This is a genomic window from Comamonas sp. 26, assembly GCF_002754475.1.
In the GTDB taxonomy this organism is placed as follows: Bacteria; Pseudomonadota; Gammaproteobacteria; order Burkholderiales; family Burkholderiaceae_C; genus Comamonas.
This window is the reverse complement of record NZ_PEFL01000002.1, coordinates 12,737-33,249: the sequence shown is the minus strand read 5'-3', so window position 1 is coordinate 33,249 and position 20,513 is coordinate 12,737. Positions and strand designations below refer to the sequence as shown.

The 20,513-nt window shown below is 58.7% G+C and carries 16 protein-coding genes and 1 pseudogene; 6 read left to right on the top strand and 11 right to left on the bottom strand.

The genetic code is table 11. The features are described from left to right. Positions 1-45: 45 nt before the first annotated feature. A complete protein-coding gene (locus CLU84_RS14710; RefSeq protein ID WP_099738056.1) occupies positions 46-306 on the bottom strand; it encodes a DUF2798 domain-containing protein in 261 nt (86 codons plus the stop codon). A 194-nt stretch (positions 307-500) separates the two neighbouring features. On the opposite strand from CLU84_RS14710, the gene CLU84_RS14705 reads away from it, so the two are divergent. Next, positions 501-1,454 (top strand): LysR family transcriptional regulator, encoded by a 954-nt coding sequence (locus CLU84_RS14705; RefSeq protein WP_099738055.1) that lies wholly within the window; start codon positions 501-503, stop codon positions 1,452-1,454. Between the two features lie 33 nt (positions 1,455-1,487). Here CLU84_RS14705 and CLU84_RS14700 read toward each other — a convergent pair whose 3' ends face one another. Next, positions 1,488-2,309, bottom strand: coding sequence for a pyruvate, water dikinase regulatory protein (locus CLU84_RS14700; RefSeq protein WP_099738054.1), 822 nt, complete (start codon positions 2,307-2,309; stop codon positions 1,488-1,490). 252 nt (positions 2,310-2,561) lie between these two features. Here CLU84_RS14700 and ppsA point away from each other — a divergent pair, with 252 nt between their 5' ends. From ppsA to CLU84_RS14680, 4 genes are all read left to right on the top strand, one after another. Then, on the top strand, positions 2,562-4,952 hold the full coding sequence (ppsA, locus tag CLU84_RS14695; protein WP_099738053.1) for a phosphoenolpyruvate synthase: 2,391 nt from the start codon (positions 2,562-2,564) through the stop codon (positions 4,950-4,952). A 14-nt stretch (positions 4,953-4,966) separates the two neighbouring features. Continuing rightward, complete coding sequence (locus CLU84_RS14690; RefSeq protein ID WP_099738052.1) at positions 4,967-5,365, top strand: DUF4212 domain-containing protein; 399 nt, start codon at positions 4,967-4,969, stop codon at positions 5,363-5,365. Then, positions 5,358-7,457, top strand: coding sequence for a VC_2705 family sodium/solute symporter (locus CLU84_RS14685; RefSeq protein ID WP_099738051.1), 2,100 nt, complete (start codon positions 5,358-5,360; stop codon positions 7,455-7,457). The genes CLU84_RS14690 and CLU84_RS14685 overlap by 8 nt, the downstream gene beginning before the upstream one ends. Before the next feature lie 179 nt (positions 7,458-7,636). Then, positions 7,637-8,143, top strand: a complete 507-nt coding sequence (locus CLU84_RS14680) for a hypothetical protein (protein WP_099738050.1) — start codon at positions 7,637-7,639, stop codon at positions 8,141-8,143. 66 nt (positions 8,144-8,209) lie between these two features. On the opposite strand, the gene CLU84_RS22495 is transcribed toward CLU84_RS14680, so the two are convergent. From CLU84_RS22495 to dnaG, 7 genes and pseudogenes are all read right to left on the bottom strand, one after another. Continuing rightward, on the bottom strand, positions 8,210-8,578 hold the full coding sequence (locus tag CLU84_RS22495) for an FKBP-type peptidyl-prolyl cis-trans isomerase (RefSeq protein WP_233210263.1): 369 nt from the start codon (positions 8,576-8,578) through the stop codon (positions 8,210-8,212). Next, a pseudogene (locus tag CLU84_RS22490) lies at positions 8,558-8,902 on the bottom strand (FKBP-type peptidyl-prolyl cis-trans isomerase); the annotation flags it as partial. The pseudogene CLU84_RS22490 and the gene CLU84_RS22495, both read right to left, overlap by 21 nt. Positions 8,903-9,031: 129 nt before the next feature. Beyond that, positions 9,032-9,337, bottom strand: coding sequence for a helix-turn-helix domain-containing protein (locus CLU84_RS14670; RefSeq protein ID WP_003057624.1), 306 nt, complete (start codon positions 9,335-9,337; stop codon positions 9,032-9,034). A 356-nt stretch (positions 9,338-9,693) separates the two neighbouring features. After that, positions 9,694-10,635: a ketopantoate reductase family protein gene (locus CLU84_RS14665; RefSeq protein ID WP_099738049.1), complete on the bottom strand. Its 942-nt coding sequence runs from the start codon at positions 10,633-10,635 to the stop codon at positions 9,694-9,696. A 21-nt stretch (positions 10,636-10,656) separates the two neighbouring features. Next, on the bottom strand, positions 10,657-11,682 hold the full coding sequence (locus CLU84_RS14660; protein WP_099738048.1) for a tripartite tricarboxylate transporter substrate binding protein: 1,026 nt from the start codon (positions 11,680-11,682) through the stop codon (positions 10,657-10,659). A 148-nt stretch (positions 11,683-11,830) separates the two neighbouring features. After that, positions 11,831-14,275, bottom strand: coding sequence for an RNA polymerase sigma factor RpoD (gene rpoD / locus CLU84_RS14655; RefSeq protein ID WP_099739023.1), 2,445 nt, complete (start codon positions 14,273-14,275; stop codon positions 11,831-11,833). Between the two features lie 275 nt (positions 14,276-14,550). Then, positions 14,551-16,542 carry a DNA primase gene (gene dnaG / locus CLU84_RS14650; RefSeq protein ID WP_099738047.1) on the bottom strand — a complete coding sequence of 664 codons (1,992 nt, stop codon included), beginning with the start codon at positions 16,540-16,542 and terminating at the stop codon, positions 14,551-14,553. A 605-nt stretch (positions 16,543-17,147) separates the two neighbouring features. On the opposite strand from dnaG, the gene CLU84_RS14645 reads away from it, so the two are divergent. Then, positions 17,148-18,794, top strand: coding sequence for an acyl-CoA synthetase (locus CLU84_RS14645; RefSeq protein ID WP_099739021.1), 1,647 nt, complete (start codon positions 17,148-17,150; stop codon positions 18,792-18,794). 193 nt (positions 18,795-18,987) lie between these two features. Here the strand turns inward: CLU84_RS14645 and CLU84_RS14640 are convergent, their stop codons facing one another. Both CLU84_RS14640 and CLU84_RS14635 read right to left on the bottom strand, forming a co-directional pair. After that, complete coding sequence (locus CLU84_RS14640) at positions 18,988-19,785, bottom strand: UDP-2,3-diacylglucosamine diphosphatase (RefSeq protein WP_099738046.1); 798 nt, start codon at positions 19,783-19,785, stop codon at positions 18,988-18,990. 140 nt (positions 19,786-19,925) lie between these two features. Beyond that, positions 19,926-20,453, bottom strand: a complete 528-nt coding sequence (locus CLU84_RS14635; RefSeq protein ID WP_099738045.1) for a peptidylprolyl isomerase — start codon at positions 20,451-20,453, stop codon at positions 19,926-19,928. Positions 20,454-20,513: the final 60 nt, after the last annotated feature.

Below are 20,513 nucleotides of genomic sequence, written 5' to 3'. Positions count from 1 at the left end.
GCCATGCGCAGGCCACTTCAGATTCGATAGCGATTCTTTAGTCCCTCAATGACTGTGCACGGTGAGCGCTACCAGCCTTAGCACCAAGGGCCGTACCAGCACCACACAGCAAAATGCCACGGGCATGGCCAGGGCATAGGCGCTGAGCACGCGCTGCAGAAAGCCGCTGCCCAGACCGCTGTTGGCCGCCACGATGGTGCAGGACATCAGAAAAGCCATGATGCCCGCCATGTAGAAGGCGAAGACATAAGGGGTGTAGCGCTTGTGCAGCTTAGGGCCCGCGGGCTTGGAGAGGGAAGAGCTCATGGTGTTGGTAATAGCAATGTTTTTGCGCCCGCATGCATCACTGCAGGAGAAGACGGCGCAAGGGCCGACTGCCGGGCGTCTATGTTTTCAAAGTACCCGGACTCTAAGCCCGCCCCCTGAATGGCGGTAGAGGGTGCCAGCTTGCTGCACTCGTAATTCAAACTTCAGAATACTTTGGCGATACATTGGTGCATATGCCGAATCTGCGAGCCATAGAAACCTTTGTCAAAGCGCTGGAGGGCGGCTCCATCGCTTCGGCCGCGCGCCAGCTGGGCATTTCGCCGGCCGCCGCCAGCCAGAATATTGCGCGACTGGAGCGTGATCTGGGCACGCGGCTGATCACGCGAACCACCAGGTCCATGGCGCTGACCGAAGCCGGTGAGCGCTATCTGGCAAGCGTGGCCCCGGTGCTTGAGGCGCTGGAAAAAGCCCAGTCCGACCTGTCGCTTCTGCACGGTCAGCTGCAAGGCCGGCTGCGCATTGCCTGCATGTCGGCTTTTGGTCGCCATGTGCTGGCACCGCTGCTGCCGGCTTTTACCGCTCGCCACCCGCAGCTGGAGATCGAGCTGTTGATTGCCGACCGCTATGTGGACGTGCTCAAGGAGGATGTAGATATCAGCCTGTGCTACCGCGATGTGCTGGAGCCCGGCATGTCAGTGCGGTTGCTGGCTTCGGTGCCGCGCATTCTGTGCGCCTCACCCCAGTATCTGCAGCAGCATGGCAGCCCGCAGACGGCGCAAGAGCTGCTCGAGCATGCCTGTCTGCTCTACCGGCGCGAGCGCGATGGCCGGCTGATGCGCTGGCCTTTTATGCGTGACGGTCTGCGCAGCGATCCTCCGCAGCGCATTGCGGTGATTGGCAACGACATCAATGCCCTGGTGGAATTTGCGGCCGCTGGCGGTGGCATTGTCTGGGCTGGCAGCTTCATCGTGCATGAGTTGGTGCGCCAGGGCCGGCTGCAGCCGCTGGACTTGAAGCCAGCGCGCAAGGGGCAACTGCAGTTCGAGCATGCGCCGCTGGACTTTTTTGCCTGTTTCAGAGACCGGCAATATGTGCCGGCCAAGGTGCGCGCCCTGGTGGACTATCTGCTGGAACAGTTGCCCGCTCAGGCGAAGCTGCGCTGGCCCGTGCCGGACCGAAGCGACTGAGAGCGACTGAGCACTGCGCTCTACATCAAGGTTTCAATGCCCCAGATGTTGAGGCAGCACTTCCTGCAGGATGGTCGTAGCGATTTCTTCAATCGACTTGGTGGTGCTGGAGAGCCACTCGATGCCACTGCGGCGCATCATGGATTCGGCCTCGGCCACTTCATAGCGGCAGTTCTGCAGGCTGGCGTACTTGGAGTCAGGACGGCGCTCGTTGCGGATGCTGGACAGGCGCTCGGGCTGAATCGTCAGGCCAAACAGTTTTTTGCGGAAGGGCTCCAGCGCGGGCGGCAGCTGCTTGCGTTCAAAGTCTTCGGGGATCAGCGGGTAGTTAGCTACCTTCAGGCCAAACTGCATGGCCAGGTACAGGCTGGTTGGCGTCTTGCCTGAGCGGCTCACGCCCACCAGAATCACGTCTGCACCGGTCAGGTCGGTATGGGTCTGGCCGTCGTCATGGGCCAGTGTGTAATTGATGGCCTCCATGCGCTCCAGATATTCTTTGCTCTCGCTGATATCGGCAAAGCGGCCCACGCGGTGCAGCGATTTCTGGCCCAGCTCCACCTCCAGTGGGCGCACAAAGGTGCCGAACATGTCAAACAGCTTGCCCTTGCTGTTGGCTTCCAGAAATTCCAGCATCTCCTGATTGACCAGCGTGGTGAAGATGATGGGCTTCTTGTTTTCCACATCCGCCACATGATTGATCTGGCGAACGGCCTGATGAATCTTGTCCATCGAGTCCACAAAAGGGATGCGAATCAGACGCGGCTTGCTGTCGAACTGGGCCATGATGGCTGTGCCAAAGGTTTCAGCCGTGATGCCTGTGCCGTCAGAAATGACAAAAATCGTATGGGTATGCATGGTGCGCGCAGTGATTAGGTGGGGACGGGGCTGGCAATGCCATTCCCTGAGCGGAGAAACAGGTTTGTGCCACGCGAGATGTCATGGCTAGGCCTACAATTGCGCCCATTATTCCCAAATTCCACCCATGCTCGTTGACGGTCAACATCCAGAACAGCAAAGCACTGCCTTGATGCAGCGTGGGTTCGCGTCGCCTGGCCATTCAGCCCAGGCCTCGCAAGCGTGCCGGTTTTTTACCTTTGGAGTTTTCCCATGTCTCAACTGTTCGAAGCGACCGCATTAGTCGTTCCGTTTGAAAAACTGAGAATGACCGACGTTGAGTCGGTCGGCGGCAAAAACGCCTCGCTGGGCGAAATGATCTCGCAACTGCCCCAGGGCGTGCGCGTTCCTACCGGCTTTGCGACGACGGCTCATGCCTTCCGCGAATTCCTGGCCTTTGAAGGTCTGGCCGGCAAGATTTCCGCCAAGCTGGCTGCGCTGGATGTGGACGATGTCCGCGCTCTGGCCGCTGTGGGCGCTGAAATCCGCGCCATGGTGGAAAGCCAGCCTTTCCCTGCCGATCTGGAAGCCGCCATCCGCGCTGACTTCATCACGCTGCAAGCGGGCAACCCTGCCGCTTCGTTCGCCGTGCGCTCTTCCGCCACAGCAGAAGACTTGCCCGATGCATCGTTCGCAGGTCAGCAAGAAACCTTCCTGAACGTGGTGGGCATCGAAGACGTGCTGCACAAGATGAAGGAAGTGTTCGCGTCGCTATACAACGACCGCGCTATCTCTTACCGCGTGCACAAGGGCTTTGAGCACGATGTGGTGGCCTTGTCCGCTGGCGTGCAGCGCATGGTGCGTTCCGATCTGGGTGCTGCCGGCGTGATGTTCACCATCGACACCGAGTCTGGCTTTGAAGATGTGGTGTTCATCACTTCCAGCTATGGCCTGGGTGAAACCGTGGTGCAGGGCGCTGTGAACCCTGACGAGTTCTACGTGCACAAGCCCATGCTCAAGGCTGGCAACAAGGCTTTGATTCGCCGTAATCTGGGCTCCAAGCTGATCCAGATGGTCTTTTCTTCGGCTGAAGAGAAGGCTGCTGACGGCAAGCTGGTCAAGACTACCGATGTGGCCCACGAACTGCGCAACCGCTATTCGCTGACCGACGCTGATGTCGAACAGCTGGCGCGCTACGCTCTGGTGATCGAAGAACACTACGGTCGTCCCATGGACATCGAGTGGGGCAAGGACGGCACCGATGGTCAGCTCTACATCCTTCAGGCACGCCCTGAAACCGTGAAGAGCCAGTCCAAGGGCCAAGCCGAGCTGCGCTACAAGCTCAAGAGCACAGGCACCGTGCTGGCCGAAGGCCGTGCCATTGGTCAGAAGATTGGTACCGGCCCTGTGCGTCTGGTGTCCGACATCTCGCAGATGGATCAAGTGCAAGCTGGCGATGTACTGGTGACCGACATGACCGACCCCAACTGGGAACCCGTCATGAAGAAGGCTTCGGCCATCGTCACCAACCGCGGAGGCCGTACCTGCCACGCTGCCATCATTGCGCGTGAACTGGGTATCCCCGCCGTGGTGGGTTGCGGCAACGCCACCGACCTGCTCAAGGCTGGCACTCTGGTGACCGTGTCCTGCTCCGAAGGCGACACCGGCAAGATCTATGACGGCGTGCTGGATACCGAAGTGACCGAGGTCAAGCGCGGTGAAATGCCTGCCATCAAGACCAAGATCATGATGAATGTGGGCAACCCCCAGCTGGCTTTTGACTTTGCTCAGTTGCCCAATGAAGGCGTGGGTCTGGCCCGTGTTGAGTTCATCATCAACAACAACATCGGCGTGCACCCCAAGGCCATCCTGGACTACCCTGCTGTGGATGCCGACCTGAAGAAGGCCGTGGAGTCCGTGGCCCGTGGCCATGCATCGCCCCGCGCTTTCTACGTGGACAAGGTTGCTGAAGGTGTGGCTACCATTGCCGCTGCATTCTGGCCCAAGCCCGTCATCGTGCGCATGTCGGACTTCAAGTCCAACGAGTACCGCAAGCTGATCGGTGGCAGCCGCTACGAACCCGAGGAAGAGAACCCCATGTTGGGCTTCCGTGGCGCAGCCCGCTACATTTCCAAGGAATTCGGCGAAGCGTTCAAGATGGAATGCGAAGCTCTGCACCGCGTGCGTGAAGACATGGGCCTGACGAATGTGCAGATCATGATCCCCTTCGTGCGTACGCTGGGTCAGGCCAAGCGCGTGACTGAGCTGCTGGCTGAAAATGGCCTGAAGCGCGGCGAGAACGGCCTGAAGTTCATCATGATGTGCGAAGTGCCTTCGAACGCCATTCTGGCGGACGAGTTCCTCGAGTACTTCGACGGCTTCTCCATCGGCTCCAACGATCTGACACAGCTGACCCTGGGTTTGGACCGTGACTCCGGTCTGGAACTGCTGGCTGCTGACTTTGACGAACGCGACCCTGCAGTCAAGAAGATGCTGGAGCTGGCGATTACCGCCTGCCTGAAGCAAGATAAGTACGTGGGCATCTGCGGTCAGGGCCCTTCGGATCACCCTGACTTCGCCCTGTGGTTGGCAGAAAAGGGTATCAAGTCGATCTCGCTGAACCCCGACAGCGTTGTTGCCACTTGGCAGCGTCTGGCTCAATAAGCCCCAGCATCGCCATGCAGACGCACCACGCGCCTTCGCATGACGATGCCGTGTCGGATGCCTCTTTGCGGGCATTCGACGCTTTCGATGCATTGGGCAATCCGGTAGAAGTCACTTTTCCGCCGGACTTGCACGACACACACCACCTGAGACTCAAGGCCTTGCTGCTGACCGTCTGGGTGGTTTTTTCATTTGGCACCAGCTATTTCGCACGTGATCTGCAGGCGCTGATGCCGGGCTGGTCTGCGGCTTACTGGATGGCGGCCCAAGGGGCGGTCCTGATGTTCCTGCTCATCATCGTGGTCTATTGTGTGGCCATGGATTATTTTGAGCGCCAGCAAGCGCGTGACGAGGCCCGCAAAGAGGCTTCAGAGCACGACGCAACATCCTCCGCTACTGATTTTCATGCCTGAGCGGCCCGCACCGAGCAGCGCCTATCACTGGCGGCTGCATCGCATTCTTTTCCTCTATGTGCTGGGTGTGGCAGGCTTTGTGCTGACCATGCTCTGGGCCGAAGGGCGCGGCCTGTCGCGCCACTGGATCGGGCCCATTTTTCTGTTTTGCACTGTGATGGTGTATGCGGGCATCGGTGTCTACACACGCACCAGTGATGCCGAAGAGTATTTCGTCGCCGGGCGGCGTATACCGGCTTTTTACAACGGCATGGCAGCGGCTGCGGACTGGATGAGCGCTGCATCGTTCATCAGCCTCTCTGGCGCGCTGTATCTGCAAGGTTTTTCGGGGGCGGGCACCCAGCCGGGCGGCCTAGCCTATGTGCTGGGCTGGACTGGGGGCTTCTGCCTCGTCGGCATGCTGATTGCTCCCTATCTGCGGGCCATGAATCTCTACACCGTGCCTGACTTTTTTCAGGCCCGGTTTGGCGGGCGCTGGCCGCGCATCATTGCCGCGCTGGCGGCCATTACCTGCTCGTTTACCTATGTGGTGGCGCAAATCTACGGTGTGGGCCTGATTGCGGCACGGCTGACGGGCGTGCAGTTCGAGATCGGCATCATGCTGGGGCTGGGCGGTGTATTGCTGTGCTCGTTCTTGGGAGGTATGCGCGCCATTACCTGGACGCAGGTGGCGCAATACGTGGTGATCTTGCTGGCATTCATGCTGCCGGTGTCATGGCTGGCTTATAAGCAATTGGGCAACCCTTTGGCTCCAGCAGCCTATACCCAGCAACTGGGCAAAATTGCACAGCTGGAGCAGCAACTGCTGGCGTCCGAGGCCGAGCAGTCTGTACTGGAGGCCTATCGCACCCGCGCTCAGGTGCTGCAGGCCAAGCTGCGCGATGTGCCCAATGTGCTGACGGCAGAGCGCCAGGCGCTGAGCGAGCATATCCGCGAGCTGCGTACCAGCAGCGGCAATATCGGTGCCATCATGGCCGCCAGCCGTGAACTGGCTGCTATGCCCAAGGATGAAGCAGCCGCGCGTGAGCGCTGGATGCGTGAGTTGCGCGAAGCCTATGAGAGGGCCAAGCCGCTGGGCGGCATGCCGCTGCAAAGCCAGCCTTTTGCGGGCGACCCGCATGGCACGTCTGAGGAGCAGCAGACCTATGAACACAGTCGCCGTAACTTTCTGGCGCTGATGTTCTGCCTGATGGTAGGCACGGCTGGCTTGCCGCATCTGCTCACCCGCTATTACACGGTGCCTACGGTGTCGGCAGCGCGCAGCTCGGTGGCGTGGACGCTGTTCTTTATCGGCCTGCTGTATCTGTGCGCGCCTGCGCTGGCGGTGCTGGTCAAGTACGAGGTGATGAACAACCTGGTCGGTACGCACTTTGATGCCTTGCCCAACTGGATTGCCCAGTGGTCCCGGGTCGATGGATCGCTGTTAGCGGTCGAAGACATCAATGGCGATGGCATTTTGCAGTTTGGTGAGATTCGCATGGGGGCCGACCTCATCATGCTGGTCACGCCCGAGCTGGGTGGCATGCCCTATGTGGTCTCGGGCCTGGTGGCGGCTGGCGGGCTTGCGGCAGCGCTATCCACGGCGGATGGTTTGCTGCTGACCATCAGCAACGCGCTGGTGCGGGATCTGTATTTTCAGGAGCGCCAGCGTGTGGATACGGCTCGCAAACGCCGTATCTCGCCTGAGCAGCGCGTGATTTTGTCCAAATTTGCACTGATGCTGGTGGCGCTGTCTGCAGCCTTTGTGGCGGCGCGGCGCTCATCAGACATTTTGCCCATGGTCTCGGCCTCGTTCTCGCTTGCTGCATCGGCCTTTGTGCCTGCCATGGTGATGGGCATCTTCTGGCGCGGCACCACCAGGCGCGGGGCGGTGGCCGGCATGCTGCTGGGACTGGCCGTTACCGTGTATTACATGCTCACCCATGTACAAGGCCTGCAAGGCGTATTGCCAGCAGCTTTGCGTGTTGAGGGGTTGTGGTGGGGCATTCAGCCCATATCAGCAGGTGTGTTTGGTGTGCCTGCGGGCTTTGCCACGACATTCCTGGTCAGCTGGTGGGAGCTGCGCCGTTCTAAAGCCAGCTTTAATACTTAATTTGATAGCTGCTTGCAATTGTATGTATTGATCTGGAGGCTGTTTTTAGATGAAATTTCAGCTCATCCATCCGGCCTGAGTTTGCAGGTAAACCCGCTTTGCAGCCTTTGTCATAGCTGCCACTCTGCTTTTCCAAGAACCCTGTTTTCAAGAACAAAAGTAAAGGAGAGGCAAGGCTGATGTACTTAGTCAAAACACCCGAAGGGCAGCAGGCCTTCAAGGAGCGCCACGTTGATTTGAGCCAGCGGCTGCGTTCGGCCTTTTTGTTGTTTGATGGCAGTCGCAGTCTGGCGCAGGTGCTGACCGCCACGGCAGCCACGGGTGTGAGCAAGGACGATATTCTGGCCTTGGTCACCAAAGGCTGGCTTGCCAGGCGGGAGGCTCCAGCCCTGGCGGGTGAAGCGACTGTGGCTGTTGAAGCGCAGCCAGCTAAGGCTGTGCTGCCGTCTCTGGCGCCTGCCAAGGTAGAGCCGGGCAGCACCATGCGACGTTATCAGCAGGCTTATCCCATGGCGGTGTCTATTACCGGAGGGCTGGGGCTCAAGGGCTTCAGGCTCAATCTGGCGGTGGAAGCGGCCATGGGCTATGAGCAACTGGTGGAGCTGGCCCCACGTATCCGCGAAGCGGCTGGCGACAAGGCTTATGGGCCGCTGCACAGGGCTTTGTTTGGGGCCGAGGCGGAATAAGCATCCCGCATTTACCTAAAGAAAAAGCGGCTCGAAAGCCGCTTTTGTCATTGCAGAGTCTGTAGCTTAGACAGCCAGCAGTTCCACATCAAACTTCAGAGTCGCGTTGGGAGGAATCACGCCGCCTGCCCCGCGAGCGCCGTAGCCCAGCTCTGCAGGAATGATCAAGGTGCGCTGACCGCCCACCTTCATGCCTTGCACGCCCTGGTCCCATCCCTTTATGACCATGCCCGCACCCAATTGGAACTGGAAGGGGTCATTGCGGTCTTTGCTGGAATCAAACTTGGCGCCTTGCACGCCGTCTTTGTACAACCAGCCGGTGTAGTGCACGGTCACGCGTGCACCGCGTGTGGCTTCAGCGCCGTCGCCCACGACGGTGTCTTCGATTTGCAGCACGGGCGCAGCCTTGCTGCCCAGCAGTTCCACGTCAAACATCAGCGTGGCGTTAGGAGGAATCGCGCCGCCTGCGCCTTGGGCACCATAGCCAAGCGCTGCAGGAATGATCAAGGTGCGCTTGCCGCCCACCTTCATGCCCTGTACGCCTTCGTCCCAGCCGCGGATGACCATGCCATCGTCCAGTGTGAATTCAAAAGGCTCGCGGCGGTCTTTGCTGGAATCAAACTTGGCGCCTTGTACGCCGTCTTGGTACAACCAGCCTGTGTAATGCACTTTGACGTCAGCGCCGCTGGTGGCTTCGGCGCCTTCGCCGACCACGGTGTCTTCGTATTGCAGGCCAGAGGCGGTAGTGTTGAAAGCCATGATGGATTTCCTTTCAGCGCAAATCAGAAAAAGGCGATTGAAAAAGGGCCAGCCAAGCATGCTTGGGGCCCTCGAATGATATGAGAGCAGGCCGCAATAGCCTGCTCCCGGCCGCATTAGCGGCAAATTTTACTTCTTGGCGCGTGCTGCAACCCAGCGGTTGGCAAAGGCCTGCACATCAGACAGGCGCTTGAGCAGGTCCTGACCGGTCAGGGTCACTGTGTAGCCGTCGCTGCCGTGCTCCAGCAGGCCGCACTCTCGCAATTCCTTGATACGGGTGTTCAGGGTGTTCGGGGTGATGCCGCCGACGCTGTCTTGCAGCAGACGGAAGGTCTGGGGATGTCCATCCCGCAGAGCCCACAGCACGCGCAGCGCATAGCGGCATTCGAGCTTCTCGAACAGCTGGTTGATGGCGGCGTTTTCTTTGGAGCTCATGGACGCTTCTCCTTGCGCAATGATGTTGTCGAGCTGGGCGCACTTGGTGCGTACAGTGCCAAGTCTTAAAGACTATAGCGGTTAATTTATTTTGCTACAAGTTTAGTAGCTTCAAATCTGCAACTGCAACGCCTTGAGGCGATAACGTCACAAACTAGCCGCAAGTGTTGCAGGCCAGCCACGAATCAAGAGCCTAAATCCTGTTGCTTCAGGGTTTATAGCAATACAAGGAGAGCGGGGGCAGGCTTCAGGCAGATATGGCATGGTTTGCAGGCTGTGTTAGCGCTGGCTTATTGATTCGTGGATCCATAAATGCACTCAAGCCCTTTATTGATAAGCGCTGGCAGCTATGGAAATCATAGTTGTTCGGTTTTTGCAGCTGTTTGCTTGAGCTGCACCAGCACTTGCAGCAGACGATTGGCTGGTGTGGCAATGCCCAGCGCCTGCCCGCGTCGCACCACATAGCCGTTGAGATGGTCGATCTCCGTGGGCTTGGCGCGTGCCAGATCTTGCGCGGTGGAAGACAGCTGTTGCGGCATGGTGCGTGCAATCGCGGCGACTGCCTCGTCGATGTCGGCCGACAGCTGTACACCATCTGCCAAAGCCACGGCCTTGCATTCGCTGGCAATGTCTTGCATGACGGCAGGCACGCCATCCTGCGCCACCAGCCAGCCATAGGGCTGCTGGGTGAGGGCGGACAGTGCGTTGTACACGCAGTTGATGATGAGCTTTTGCCACAGCGCAGCCAGCACGCTGCCCGAAACCTGGGTGGGGATGTGCGCGGCGCTGAACTGCTGCGCAATGGCATCGCCTTGCGGGCAGGGCGCAATCACCAGTTCGCCTCTGCCGAAGTGGCGCACATGGCCCAGCCCGGCCATGGCGGTTGCCACATAGACCACGGCAGCGGCCACGGGCTGGTTGCCCAGCACCTGGCGCAGGCGCTGGTCGTTGTCCACGCCGTTTTGCAGGCTCAGTACCTGGGTGTGGCGGGCAAGGTGGGGTTTGATCTGCGCGGCTGCGGCTTCTGTGTCGGTGGATTTGACGCAGAACAACACCACATCAGCCTCTGAGACGGCATCGGCCGATGTGCTGGTGGCCAAAGGCACATGAATGTCTTCCGTGGCGGTCTGCAGCCTCAGGCCGTGCTCGTTAATGGCCTGCATATGGGATGCACGGCCAATCAGCGTGACGGAGTGGCCTGCGCGCGCCAGCAGGGCGCCAAAGTAGCAACCCACCGAGCCCGCGCCCATGACGGCGACGGACAGGGGGCTAGAGCGAGGGTTTTCAGAAGAGTTCATACGCTCAAGCATAGCGGGGGCTTAGCTCTTGAGCTTGAGCAGGTAGGTCATCAGCTGCGCAGTGGAGGTCTCGATCTCCATGAAGTCGTGCAGGGCCTTGCCGGTCATCCATGAGGCGTTCCAGTTGTTGCTGGCCAGACTCTGCTTCCAGCTGTCATGGTTGCTCGCAAATTCGATAGCAGCCAGCATTTGCTTGGCACGCTCTGGTACCACATTCTTGCCTGTCATCACGGTGCGCCAGTTGGACATCTCAGCATCCATGCCTTGATCGCGCATGGAAGGAATGCCGAACATGGCGCGGCGCGAAGAGACACCCAGCGCGCGCAGCTTGCCGCTTTGCAGTGCCTCGCGCAGTTCGCTATAGCCCGAAATCCCTACTTGCACCTGTTTTTGCAGCAGAGACTGCAGCACATCGTTGCCGCCAGCGAAGGGCTTGTACTGCAGCTGCTCGGCGTTGGCTTTGGAGACCCGGGCCAGCATGCCGGCATACATATGGTCCACACCACCGGCGGAGCCTCCTGCAATCATCACTGCGGGCAGGTTTTCACGCATGGCCTTGGCCAGATCCTTGGGGCTGCGGATGGGCGAATCGGCGGGCACGGCCACTACCAGATAGTCGCTGGTCATGCGTGCCAGAGTCTGGACCTGATTCAACTCGGCCGATGCCTTGTTTAGCGCCAGTGCGCCCACCATGACCATGCCGCCAATCAACAGGCTGTTGGGGTCGCTGCCGTAGCGCTTGGTGTAGTCGGAAAGGCCTATGGTGCCTCCCTTGCCGCCAATGTTTTCATAGACAACCCTGTCCACCATACCGCTGCTGGTCAGCGCCGCGCCCAGTGCACGGCCGGTCTGGTCCCAGCCGCCGCCGGGATTGGCGGGAATGACGATGCGCAGCTCGGTGCCCAGTCGCTGAGCCTGACTGGCTTGCGACAAAGGCGCGGCAAAAGCGGTACCGGCGAGCAATGCTGAGCTGTAGTGCAACCATTCACGGCGAGTGATGCTGTGGCTGGTGGCTTTGCTGAGCGCGGTTGAAGTGGTGTTGGCCATGTTGTATCTCCGTTATTTTTGGCTTGTCCATGGGCTTTGCGCGCAAGCAAAGACTTGCTGACCTGAGCGCAAATGAAAAAGCCCCGACCTAGGGCAGGTCGGGGCTTTGAGCAGTGAGGAACCAGCAGGCCGGTTCCATGCACAGACTTTACAGCGAGTCGATGAAGCTGCGCAGCTTATCGGAGCGCGAAGGGTGCTTCAACTTGCGCAACGCTTTGGCTTCGATCTGACGGATACGCTCACGTGTCACGTCAAACTGCTTGCCCACTTCTTCCAGCGTGTGGTCGGTGGACATTTCAATACCGAAGCGCATGCGCAGCACCTTGGCTTCGCGGGGTGTCAGGCCATCCAGGATGTCCTTGACCACGTCGCGCAGGCCGGCTTGCATCGCAGCGTCGATAGGCGCTGTGTTGTTGCCGTCTTCGATGAAGTCGCCCAGGTGAGAATCGTCGTCGTCGCCAATGGGGGTTTCCATCGAAATCGGCTCCTTGGCGATCTTCATGATCTTGCGGATCTTGTCCTCAGGAATTTCCATCTTGGCTGCCAGGATGGACGCATCGGGCTCGAAACCAAACTCTTGCAAGTGCTGGCGCGAGATGCGGTTCATCTTGTTGATGGTTTCGATCATGTGCACGGGGATACGGATCGTGCGGGCCTGATCAGCGATGGAGCGCGTGATAGCCTGACGAATCCACCAGGTGGCATAGGTCGAGAACTTGTAGCCGCGGCGGTATTCAAACTTGTCCACGGCCTTCATCAGGCCGATGTTGCCTTCCTGAATCAAGTCCAGGAACTGCAGACCACGGTTGGTGTACTTCTTGGCGATGGAGATCACGAGACGCAAGTTGGCCTCGATCATTTCCTTTTTAGCGAAACGGCTGGCACGCTCGCCATTGTTCATGCGCTTGTTGATGCTTTTCAGCTCATCCAGAGGCACGACCACGCGGGCTTGCAAGTCGATCAGGTTCTGCTGCAGCTCTTGCACGGGCGGAATATTGCGTTCCAGCACGGCGCTGTAGGGCTTGCCTGCGGCGACTTGCTTGATAACCCATTCCTTGTTCAGCAGGTTGGGCGGGAAGTCCTTGATGAACTGTTCCTGCGACATGCCGCACTTGTCCACGATGATCTTGCGCAGCTCGCGTTCCTTCTTGCGCACGTCATCTACCTGAGCGCGCACCAGATCGCACAGCTTCTCAATGGTCTTGGCCGTGAAGCGGATGGTCATCAGCTGTTCGGTGATGGCCTTCTGCACCTTCATGTATGCCTCAGTGCCGTAGCCTTCCTTGTCATACACCTTGTGCATCTTGTCGAACTGCTCGCGCATGTTGTCAAAGCGGGTCAGCGCTTCGTTTTTCAACTCTTCGAGCTTCTTGGTCAGGGCCTTGGAGCCGCCCTTGCCGTCGTCGTCGTCCTCTTCGTCGTATTCGTCGAAGTCTTCTTCGGCCACGTAGTCATCGTTTTCGTTCGCGTTGACGAAGCCGTCCACCACGGTGGTGATGACAACCTTGCCTTCGCGAATTTCCTCAGACATGTTGAGGATCTCGGCGATGGTGGCAGGGGAAGCCGAGATGGCTTCCATCATGTCCATCAGGCCGCCTTCAATGCGCTTGGCAATTTCAATTTCGCCTTCACGCGTCAGCAGCTCAACCGTACCCATTTCACGCATGTACATGCGAACAGGGTCGGTTGTGCGGCCGAATTCCGAGTCCACGGTGGAGAGCGCGGCTTCGGCAGCTTCTTCGGCTTCTTCTTCAGTAGCGGCGGACTGCCCAGTGTTGTTCAGCAGCAGGGTTTCGGCGTCGGGCGTCTGCTCGTACACCGCCACACCCATGTCGTTCAACATGGAGACCACGACTTCCAGCGTTTCGGCATCGACCAGCTTGTCGGGCAAGTGGTCGTTGATTTCAGCGTGAGTCAGGTAGCCGCGGGTCTTGCCCAGCTTGATCAGCATCTTCAGACGCTGACGGCGGGTGTTCAATTCGTCTTCAGTCAGAACGGTTTCGTCCAGACCGAATTCCTTCATCAAGGCGCGTTCCTTCGCCTTGCTGATCTTCATGCGCAGAGGCTTGACCTTTTCGGCAGGAGCGGCGGCGGCACCGGTTGCCACTTCCTCTTCGACTTCACCTTCCAGGTCGCTGTCGATATCCGACAGGTCTGCATCATCCATGCCTTCGTCGGCTTCCTTGGCCTTGGGCTTGCGGCCGCGCTTGGCAGGGGCTTTGTCAGCGTCAGCGCTGGCGGCAGGAGCCTTGACAGCTGCAGTCTTCTTGGCTGCAGGCGCTTTTTTGGCGACAGTCTTCTTGGCTGCGGCCGGGGCGGCAGCGGTGTCGTCATCTTCGGCCTTCTTGCGGCCGCGCTTGGGAGTTGCCTGTGCCAGCAGCGCATCGGCCATGGCTTTGAGTTCGGCTTGTGACTTGGTAACCACGGTGGTGTCTTTCTTTGCATCGGCCGCAGCTGCGGCACTCTTCTTCACTGCAGGCTTGCTGGCGCTGGCCTTGATGGGCACTGCTGTGGAAGCAGAAGTTTTAGAGGTCTTGGGCTTCGCGGAAGCTGCTGGGGCCTGCTTGGACTTCTCGGACTTTGAAACGGGCATGAACACCTCTCGGGTACGAACACACACAAACACACAAAGGAAAACGAAATTTGCAAACAAGCGCCACACATGCTGGCGCACGAACTGGTTTAACCAATCCGCTGGAAGCCGAAGACTCCCGGGCAAGATGTTGGGGCGATCATTTGGTATGCAATCCTTGCGAATATTGGGCCATGCAGTTGCTGCAATCTCGTGATTTCTTCACGGAGCCCGGGTCGGAGGTGTTGCTGTCGCTCTTGCCGATAGATATTTAGATTATACCTTTTAATCAGATGTCAAGAGGTAGTGCTAATAATTACAGATAATTTTTTTCGGCGCTCCTGAAATTCGATATATCGCCTTGCTGCGGTTGGGTCAGTAGCTATCTCTTTGAGAGCTTTGCCTTCTTCGCGCTTGAGGTGATCTACCAAAATCAGGTTCAAAGTGCCGCGCAACTCCTTGCGCAATTCATCGACTTCGCCTTCGGGCTGGGCATGTGCACCGTTCATTAATTTGCTGGCCAGCGGCTCGCACGCAGCGCCTTGCAATTGCTCGCGCAGCAAGGCCCAGGAGCGTGGGCCGGATTCGGTGAACTGCGCCTCCAGCCAGCGAAATAGCTGAGCGTGGCTTTCATTGCAGCGAGCCAGCGCATCGAAGTCCTCATGGGTCATTTCTTCCATGAACTCCATATGGCACATCAGCAGGCGCGCAGCCTGATCTTCACGGCTGACGGGTGTGGGGCGCGGCCCCAGTTGTGGCGGGTTCCAGTCCTCGCCTTTTTTGCCCCAGGGCTTGCGTGGGCGGCCAAACTCCTTACGGCCAGCCCAGTTGCCGCCGCTGCTTTGCTGCTGATACGCGTGTTGAGCGGGTGCGCTGGGCTCGGCCCAGTCAGGGGCGTTGTCCCAGTTGCTGGGCGGGGCATCCCATTCTGGGGCTTGTTGATGCGGGTGGGCGGCAGGCGCACGGCGGGCAATAGGGGCGGTACGCGCCGTTTCTTGGGCCCAGATGTCGGTGAGGTCTTGTGAATTCAGCTGTGCCAGCGCTGCAATTTCAGACAGCAGCTGACGCTTGAGCGCGCCATCGGGTAGCAGCGACCACAGCGGTCTGGCGTTGCTGGCCATACGTGCGCGGCCTTCGGTCTGGCCGAGATCACAGCCTTCACTGGCAGCTTCAATAAGGAAGCGGCTTAGCGGTGTCGCATCCCCCACATAGCGGGCAAACGCATCGGTGCCGAACTCGCGAATAAAGGTGTCCGGGTCATGCTCGGACGGCAAGAACAAAAATTTGATGGAGCGTGTGTCTGTGGCCAGCGGCAGGGCGGCATCCAGCGCCTTGCGGGCGGCGCGACGGCCGGCACCATCGCCGTCGAAGCTGAAGACCACTGCCTCGGTAAACCGAAACAGCTTTTGCAGATGCTCGGGCGTGCAGGCGGTGCCCAGCGTGGCCACGGCGTTGGCAAAGCCCAGCTGTGCCAGGGCCACCACGTCCATATAGCCTTCGGTGACCAGGGCGTAGCCCATGTCGCGTAGGGCGGTGCGGGCTTCGAACAGACCATACAGCTCGCGGCCTTTGTGGAAGATCGGTGTTTCGGGGGAGTTCAGGTATTTGGGCTTTTCGTCGCCAAACACACGCCCGCCAAAGCCTATGCATTCGCCTTTGACATTGCGAATGGGGAACATGAGCCGGTCGCGAAAACGGTCATAGCGGCGGTTGTCTTCCTCGCTAACGATGACCAGACCTGCTTCTTCAAGCTGCGGGCTGTCATATTCGGGGAAAACGCTGGCCAGCCCATGCCAGCCTGCTGGCGCGTAGCCCAGACCAAAGCGTTTGGAGACCTCACCCGACACGCCGCGCTTCTTTAAATACTCAATCGCCTTGGGCGTGCCCCTGAGATGCTTGCAATACGACTCGCCCGCTTTTTCCAGCAGGTCGCTCAGGCTCTCGGCCTTTTGCTTTTGCTGGGCTTGGCGCTGGCGCTCGGCGGGGCTGATGTCGTCTTGCGGCACTTGCAGGCCGCACTGGTTGGCAAGCTCCTGCACGGCTTCCACAAAGCCCATGCCGGCATGTTCCATCAGGAAGCCTATGGCGTTGCCGTTCTTGCCGCAGCCAAAGCAGTGAAAAAACTGTTTGCTGGGGCTGACGGTGAACGAGGGCGACTTCTCTCCATGGAACGGGCATAGGCCCATGAAATTGGCGCCGCCCTTTTTGAGTTGCACATAGCGGCCCACGATATCGACCACGTCGACGCGGGAGAGCAACTCTTGAATAAATGATTGGGGAATGGACACCCCCGTATTCTGCCTTTTCGGCAATCGCCGAGAGCGAAAGAGGAATGCAGAGCATGCGATGAGCGGGCAAAAAAAAGCCTGCACCAACAGGTGCAGGCTCAGGTCTCCAGATGCCCGGTCATTGCCGGGCGCTCCTCTAAATGTCTCCTCCGCCTCACAGCTTTGAGTCTCCAGAACGGGTTCCATGCGGGGAAGGAATTCCGGTCTTGCCTGCCAGTGCTGGCAGCCATCATCTCAAAACATGCGCGAATTCTAAAAGCGATTTGAAGCCTTTGCGCTTGATGGGTCAGATAAATGATGTCTTATAGATGACTGATGCTGAGAGTCAAAAAATCAGGCAGCAATGCATCGCTGATTAAATTTTTAGTGCATTGATTTTTAAGGTGTTTATTGAATTTCAGAAGATGTTGAAACTTCTGTCTGAATTAATAACCTTTGATAATTCTGAGGATTTTTTGTGCCGACGGTGGGGCTGCCTTGGCAGATTTTGCGTCCGGGTCTGCTGGCTACGGCTCAAAACAGGCCAGTGCCGCGCTGGGTTGTAAGCTGGGTGCAGAGCTAGCTGGGGTACAAAACGCTCAGGAGACAAAAACATGACAAGCCATATCACCAGTCATTACGACCTGAACCTCGCCCCCACAAGCGCTAACTATGCCGCGCAGACGCCTTTGAGCTTTATCGCTCGAACGGCCGAGGTCTACCCCGAGCGCCTTGCCATTGTTCATGGTGATTTGCGCCAGAACTGGGGCCAGACCTATGCGCGCTGCAGGCAGCTGGCCAGCAGTCTGCAAAAAATAGGCATAGGCAAGAACGACACCGTGGCCGTCATGCTGCCCAACACTCCGCCGATGGTGGAGGCCCACTTTGGCGTGCCCATGTCTGGCGCCGTGCTCAATACGCTCAACACCCGGCTGGATGCCGAGACGCTGGCCTTCATGCTTGACCACGGGGAAGCCAAGGTGTTGGTTGTTGACCCTGAATTCACCGGGCTGATTGCCAAGGCGCTGAAGCTGCGCAAGAGTGCGGAGCCTCTTTATGTAATTCAGGTTGACGACGCTATGTATGGCGATGCGGCAGAGCAAGTGGGCAGCATCGATTACGAAAGTTTTGTGGCCCAGGGCGATGCCGGTTTTGACTGGCAGATGCCCGGCGATGAGTGGGATGCGATTGCGTTGAACTACACCAGCGGCACTACTGGCAACCCCAAGGGTGTGGTCTACCACCATCGCGGCGCGCACAACAATGCCATCAGCAATGTGCTGGAGTGGGATATGCCCAAGCACGCCGTCTATTTATGGACGCTGCCCATGTTTCACTGCAATGGCTGGTGCTTTCCGTGGACGGTGGCGGCACGCGCGGCGGTGAATGTCTGCTTGCGCCGGGTTGAACCGCAGGCGGTGTTTGATGCCATTCGCAACCATGGCGTGACCCATTACTGCGGCGCACCCATTGTTCATGGCCTGCTGGTCAACGCGCCAGCTGCCATGAAAGAAGGCGTGCCCGCGGGCATCAAGGCCATGGTGGCGGGCGCTGCGCCACCGGCCTCTATGATTGAGGGGATGGAGGCCATGGGTTTTGATATCACCCATGTTTATGGCTTGACCGAAACCTATGGCCCTGCAACCGTCTGCGCCAAGCATGAGAGCTGGAACGTGCTGGACATTGGCGAGCGCGCCCGCCTCAACTCGCGCCAGGGCGTGCGTTACCACCTGCAGCGCTCTGCCGCCGTGCTGGACCCCGAAACGATGCAGCCTGTGCCGCATGACGGCCAGACCATGGGCGAGATCATGTTCCAGGGCAATATCGCCATGAAGGGTTACTTGAAGAACCCGCAGGCCACGGCTGAAGCCTTCCGGGGCGGCTGGTTCCATAGCGGCGACTTGGCTGTGCAGCACCCTGATGGCTATATACAGATTAAGGACCGTAGCAAGGACATCATCATCTCGGGTGGCGAGAACATTTCGTCGATTGAGGTGGAAGACGTGCTGTACCGTCACCCCGCCGTGCTGGCCGCTGCCGTGGTGGCTAAGCCAGACCCGAAATGGGGTGAGACGCCTTGCGCCTTTGTGGAGCTGAAGGCGGGCGCTGAAACCACGGCAGAAGATATTGTTGCCCACTGCAAAAAGCATCTGGCCGGCTACAAGGTGCCGCGTGCCGTGGTGTTTGGTGAGCTGCCCAAGACCAGCACCGGCAAGATTCAGAAGTTTGAGTTGCGCAAGCAGGTGGGTTCGGCTTCGGCGATCTCGATTTAAGCCACACACGCCAGAAAAAAGCCCGGTGCGCAATGCATCGGGCTCTTCATTGGGCTTTTTTTACTCAGAGAAGCTTTTTAAATTTGATAGCTGCTTACGCCTTTTATTTGTAGAGTTTCAATCTTTTTATTCCTGAACTCTATGAATATCAAGCGCTGCAAGCTCTCAAAAAAGTAGCGATAAAAGTAGCGATTCAAGCCAGCTCGGGTGGTATACGTTGCCAGCCTTCAGGCGTTACACGCAGTACCTCGGCGCGATGCTGCGTTGCATCAATGTGCCAGTCGCTCAGCACAATTCGCCATTGATCTTGCCCTAGTGCATGGTCTGCGGGCTGATGGGTGTGACCGTGAATCAGCCAAGGCGCTTGCGCAGCCTGCATCCAGGTGGCGACCATTTGCGCGTCGGCATCGGCATAAGGTGCGCCGCTTTGTTTGCGCTGCTCGCTCTCTGTACGGGCCGATTTGCCAATGGAACGGCGCACGGCCAGCGGCTGGGCCAGCAACTGCTGCTGCCAGGCTGGCCTGCGCGATACGGCGCGAAACTGCTGGTACTCCACATCATCCAGACACAGCGCATCGCCATGGCTGAGCAAGATGCTGGGGCCAGCCCAGTGCAGCACCGTAGGCTCGGTCAAGCCCGTCATGCCACTGCGCTTGATAAATTCTTCACCCGCCAGAAAGTCGCGGTTGCCCACCAAGAAGAATAAGGGGCGTTTTTGCGCTGCCTCGCGCAGCAGTTCCGCGCATTCGGCTTCAAAGCTACCGGGCTCATCCAATGCATCGTCGCCCACCCAGACTTCAAACAGGTCGCCCAGCATGAAGATGGCATCTGCCGAGCTGTGCGCCAGATAGTCGCGCCAGGCCTGCACGGTCTGCGGCTCGGAAGGCTGTAGGTGCAGATCGGAAATGAAGTCGATAGCTCGCCACTCGGGCGCGCCTTGCAGTTGCGCCATCTGAGGTGCAGTCGTGCGGGGATCTGAAGAGTCAGTCATGAGAGGATGGTACGCAGCCTGAAAACAATAACGGCCTCGTGCGAGAGACGGCAAGCAAGGGCCGCCCCGCAGCGAGGCCGTCGTCCCCCTCCCGCGTAGCGAGAGAGGGGGAAGGCGCGGTAGCGCCTCAGGGGGAGCGATTAGATCGCCACAGCCTTGTCGATCACCACGGCGTCAAAAGGCACGTCGTCGTGGAAGCCCTTGCGCGAAGTGCGAACCTTCTTGATGGCTTCAACCACTTCTTCACCCTTGACCACCTTGCCGAACACAGCGTAGCCCCAGCCTTGGCCGTTGGGGGCGGTGTGGTTCAGGAAAGCGTTGTCCACGGTGTTGATGAAGAACTGAGCAGTGGCGCTGTGTGGGTCGCTGGTGCGAGCCATGGCGATGGTGTACTTGTCGTTCTTCAGGCCGTTCTTGGCTTCGTTCTCGATAGGAGCGTCGCTGTCCTTTTGCTTCATGTCAGCAGTGAAACCGCCGCCTTGGATCATGAAGTTCTTGATCACGCGGTGGAACACGGTGCCGTCGTAGAAGCCCTTGTTCACGTAACCCAGGAAGTTCTCGGTGGACTTGGGAGCGTTCACAGCGTCCAGTTCCAGGGTGATCACGCCTTGAGTAGCGGTTTCAGCCACGTTGATGGTGATGTGCAGTTCAACTTGAGGATTGCTCATGTCTGTCTTTCTTGAGGATTGAGAGGGAGAGGCTGGCGCTGGCACCTGAATGCAGCGCAG

Bases quoted from the DNA above. Each gene is read 5' to 3' on its own strand.
- CLU84_RS14710 (WP_099738056.1), bottom strand. From the start codon at position 306: ATGAGCTCTTCCCTCTCCAAGCCCGCGGGCCCTAAGCTGCACAAGCGC.
- CLU84_RS14705 (WP_099738055.1), top strand. From the start codon at position 501: ATGCCGAATCTGCGAGCCATAGAAACCTTTGTCAAAGCGCTGGAGGGC.
- CLU84_RS14700 (WP_099738054.1), bottom strand. From the start codon at position 2,309: ATGCATACCCATACGATTTTTGTCATTTCTGACGGCACAGGCATCACG.
- ppsA (WP_099738053.1), top strand. From the start codon at position 2,562: ATGTCTCAACTGTTCGAAGCGACCGCATTAGTCGTTCCGTTTGAAAAA.
- CLU84_RS14690 (WP_099738052.1), top strand. From the start codon at position 4,967: ATGCAGACGCACCACGCGCCTTCGCATGACGATGCCGTGTCGGATGCC.
- CLU84_RS14685 (WP_099738051.1), top strand. From the start codon at position 5,358: ATGCCTGAGCGGCCCGCACCGAGCAGCGCCTATCACTGGCGGCTGCAT.
- CLU84_RS14680 (WP_099738050.1), top strand. From the start codon at position 7,637: ATGTACTTAGTCAAAACACCCGAAGGGCAGCAGGCCTTCAAGGAGCGC.
- CLU84_RS22495 (WP_233210263.1), bottom strand. From the start codon at position 8,578: ATGTTTGACGTGGAACTGCTGGGCAGCAAGGCTGCGCCCGTGCTGCAA.
- CLU84_RS14670 (WP_003057624.1), bottom strand. From the start codon at position 9,337: ATGAGCTCCAAAGAAAACGCCGCCATCAACCAGCTGTTCGAGAAGCTC.
- CLU84_RS14665 (WP_099738049.1), bottom strand. From the start codon at position 10,635: ATGAACTCTTCTGAAAACCCTCGCTCTAGCCCCCTGTCCGTCGCCGTC.
- CLU84_RS14660 (WP_099738048.1), bottom strand. From the start codon at position 11,682: ATGGCCAACACCACTTCAACCGCGCTCAGCAAAGCCACCAGCCACAGC.
- rpoD (WP_099739023.1), bottom strand. From the start codon at position 14,275: ATGCCCGTTTCAAAGTCCGAGAAGTCCAAGCAGGCCCCAGCAGCTTCC.
- CLU84_RS14640 (WP_099738046.1), bottom strand. From the start codon at position 19,785: ATGACTGACTCTTCAGATCCCCGCACGACTGCACCTCAGATGGCGCAA.
- CLU84_RS14635 (WP_099738045.1), bottom strand. From the start codon at position 20,453: ATGAGCAATCCTCAAGTTGAACTGCACATCACCATCAACGTGGCTGAA.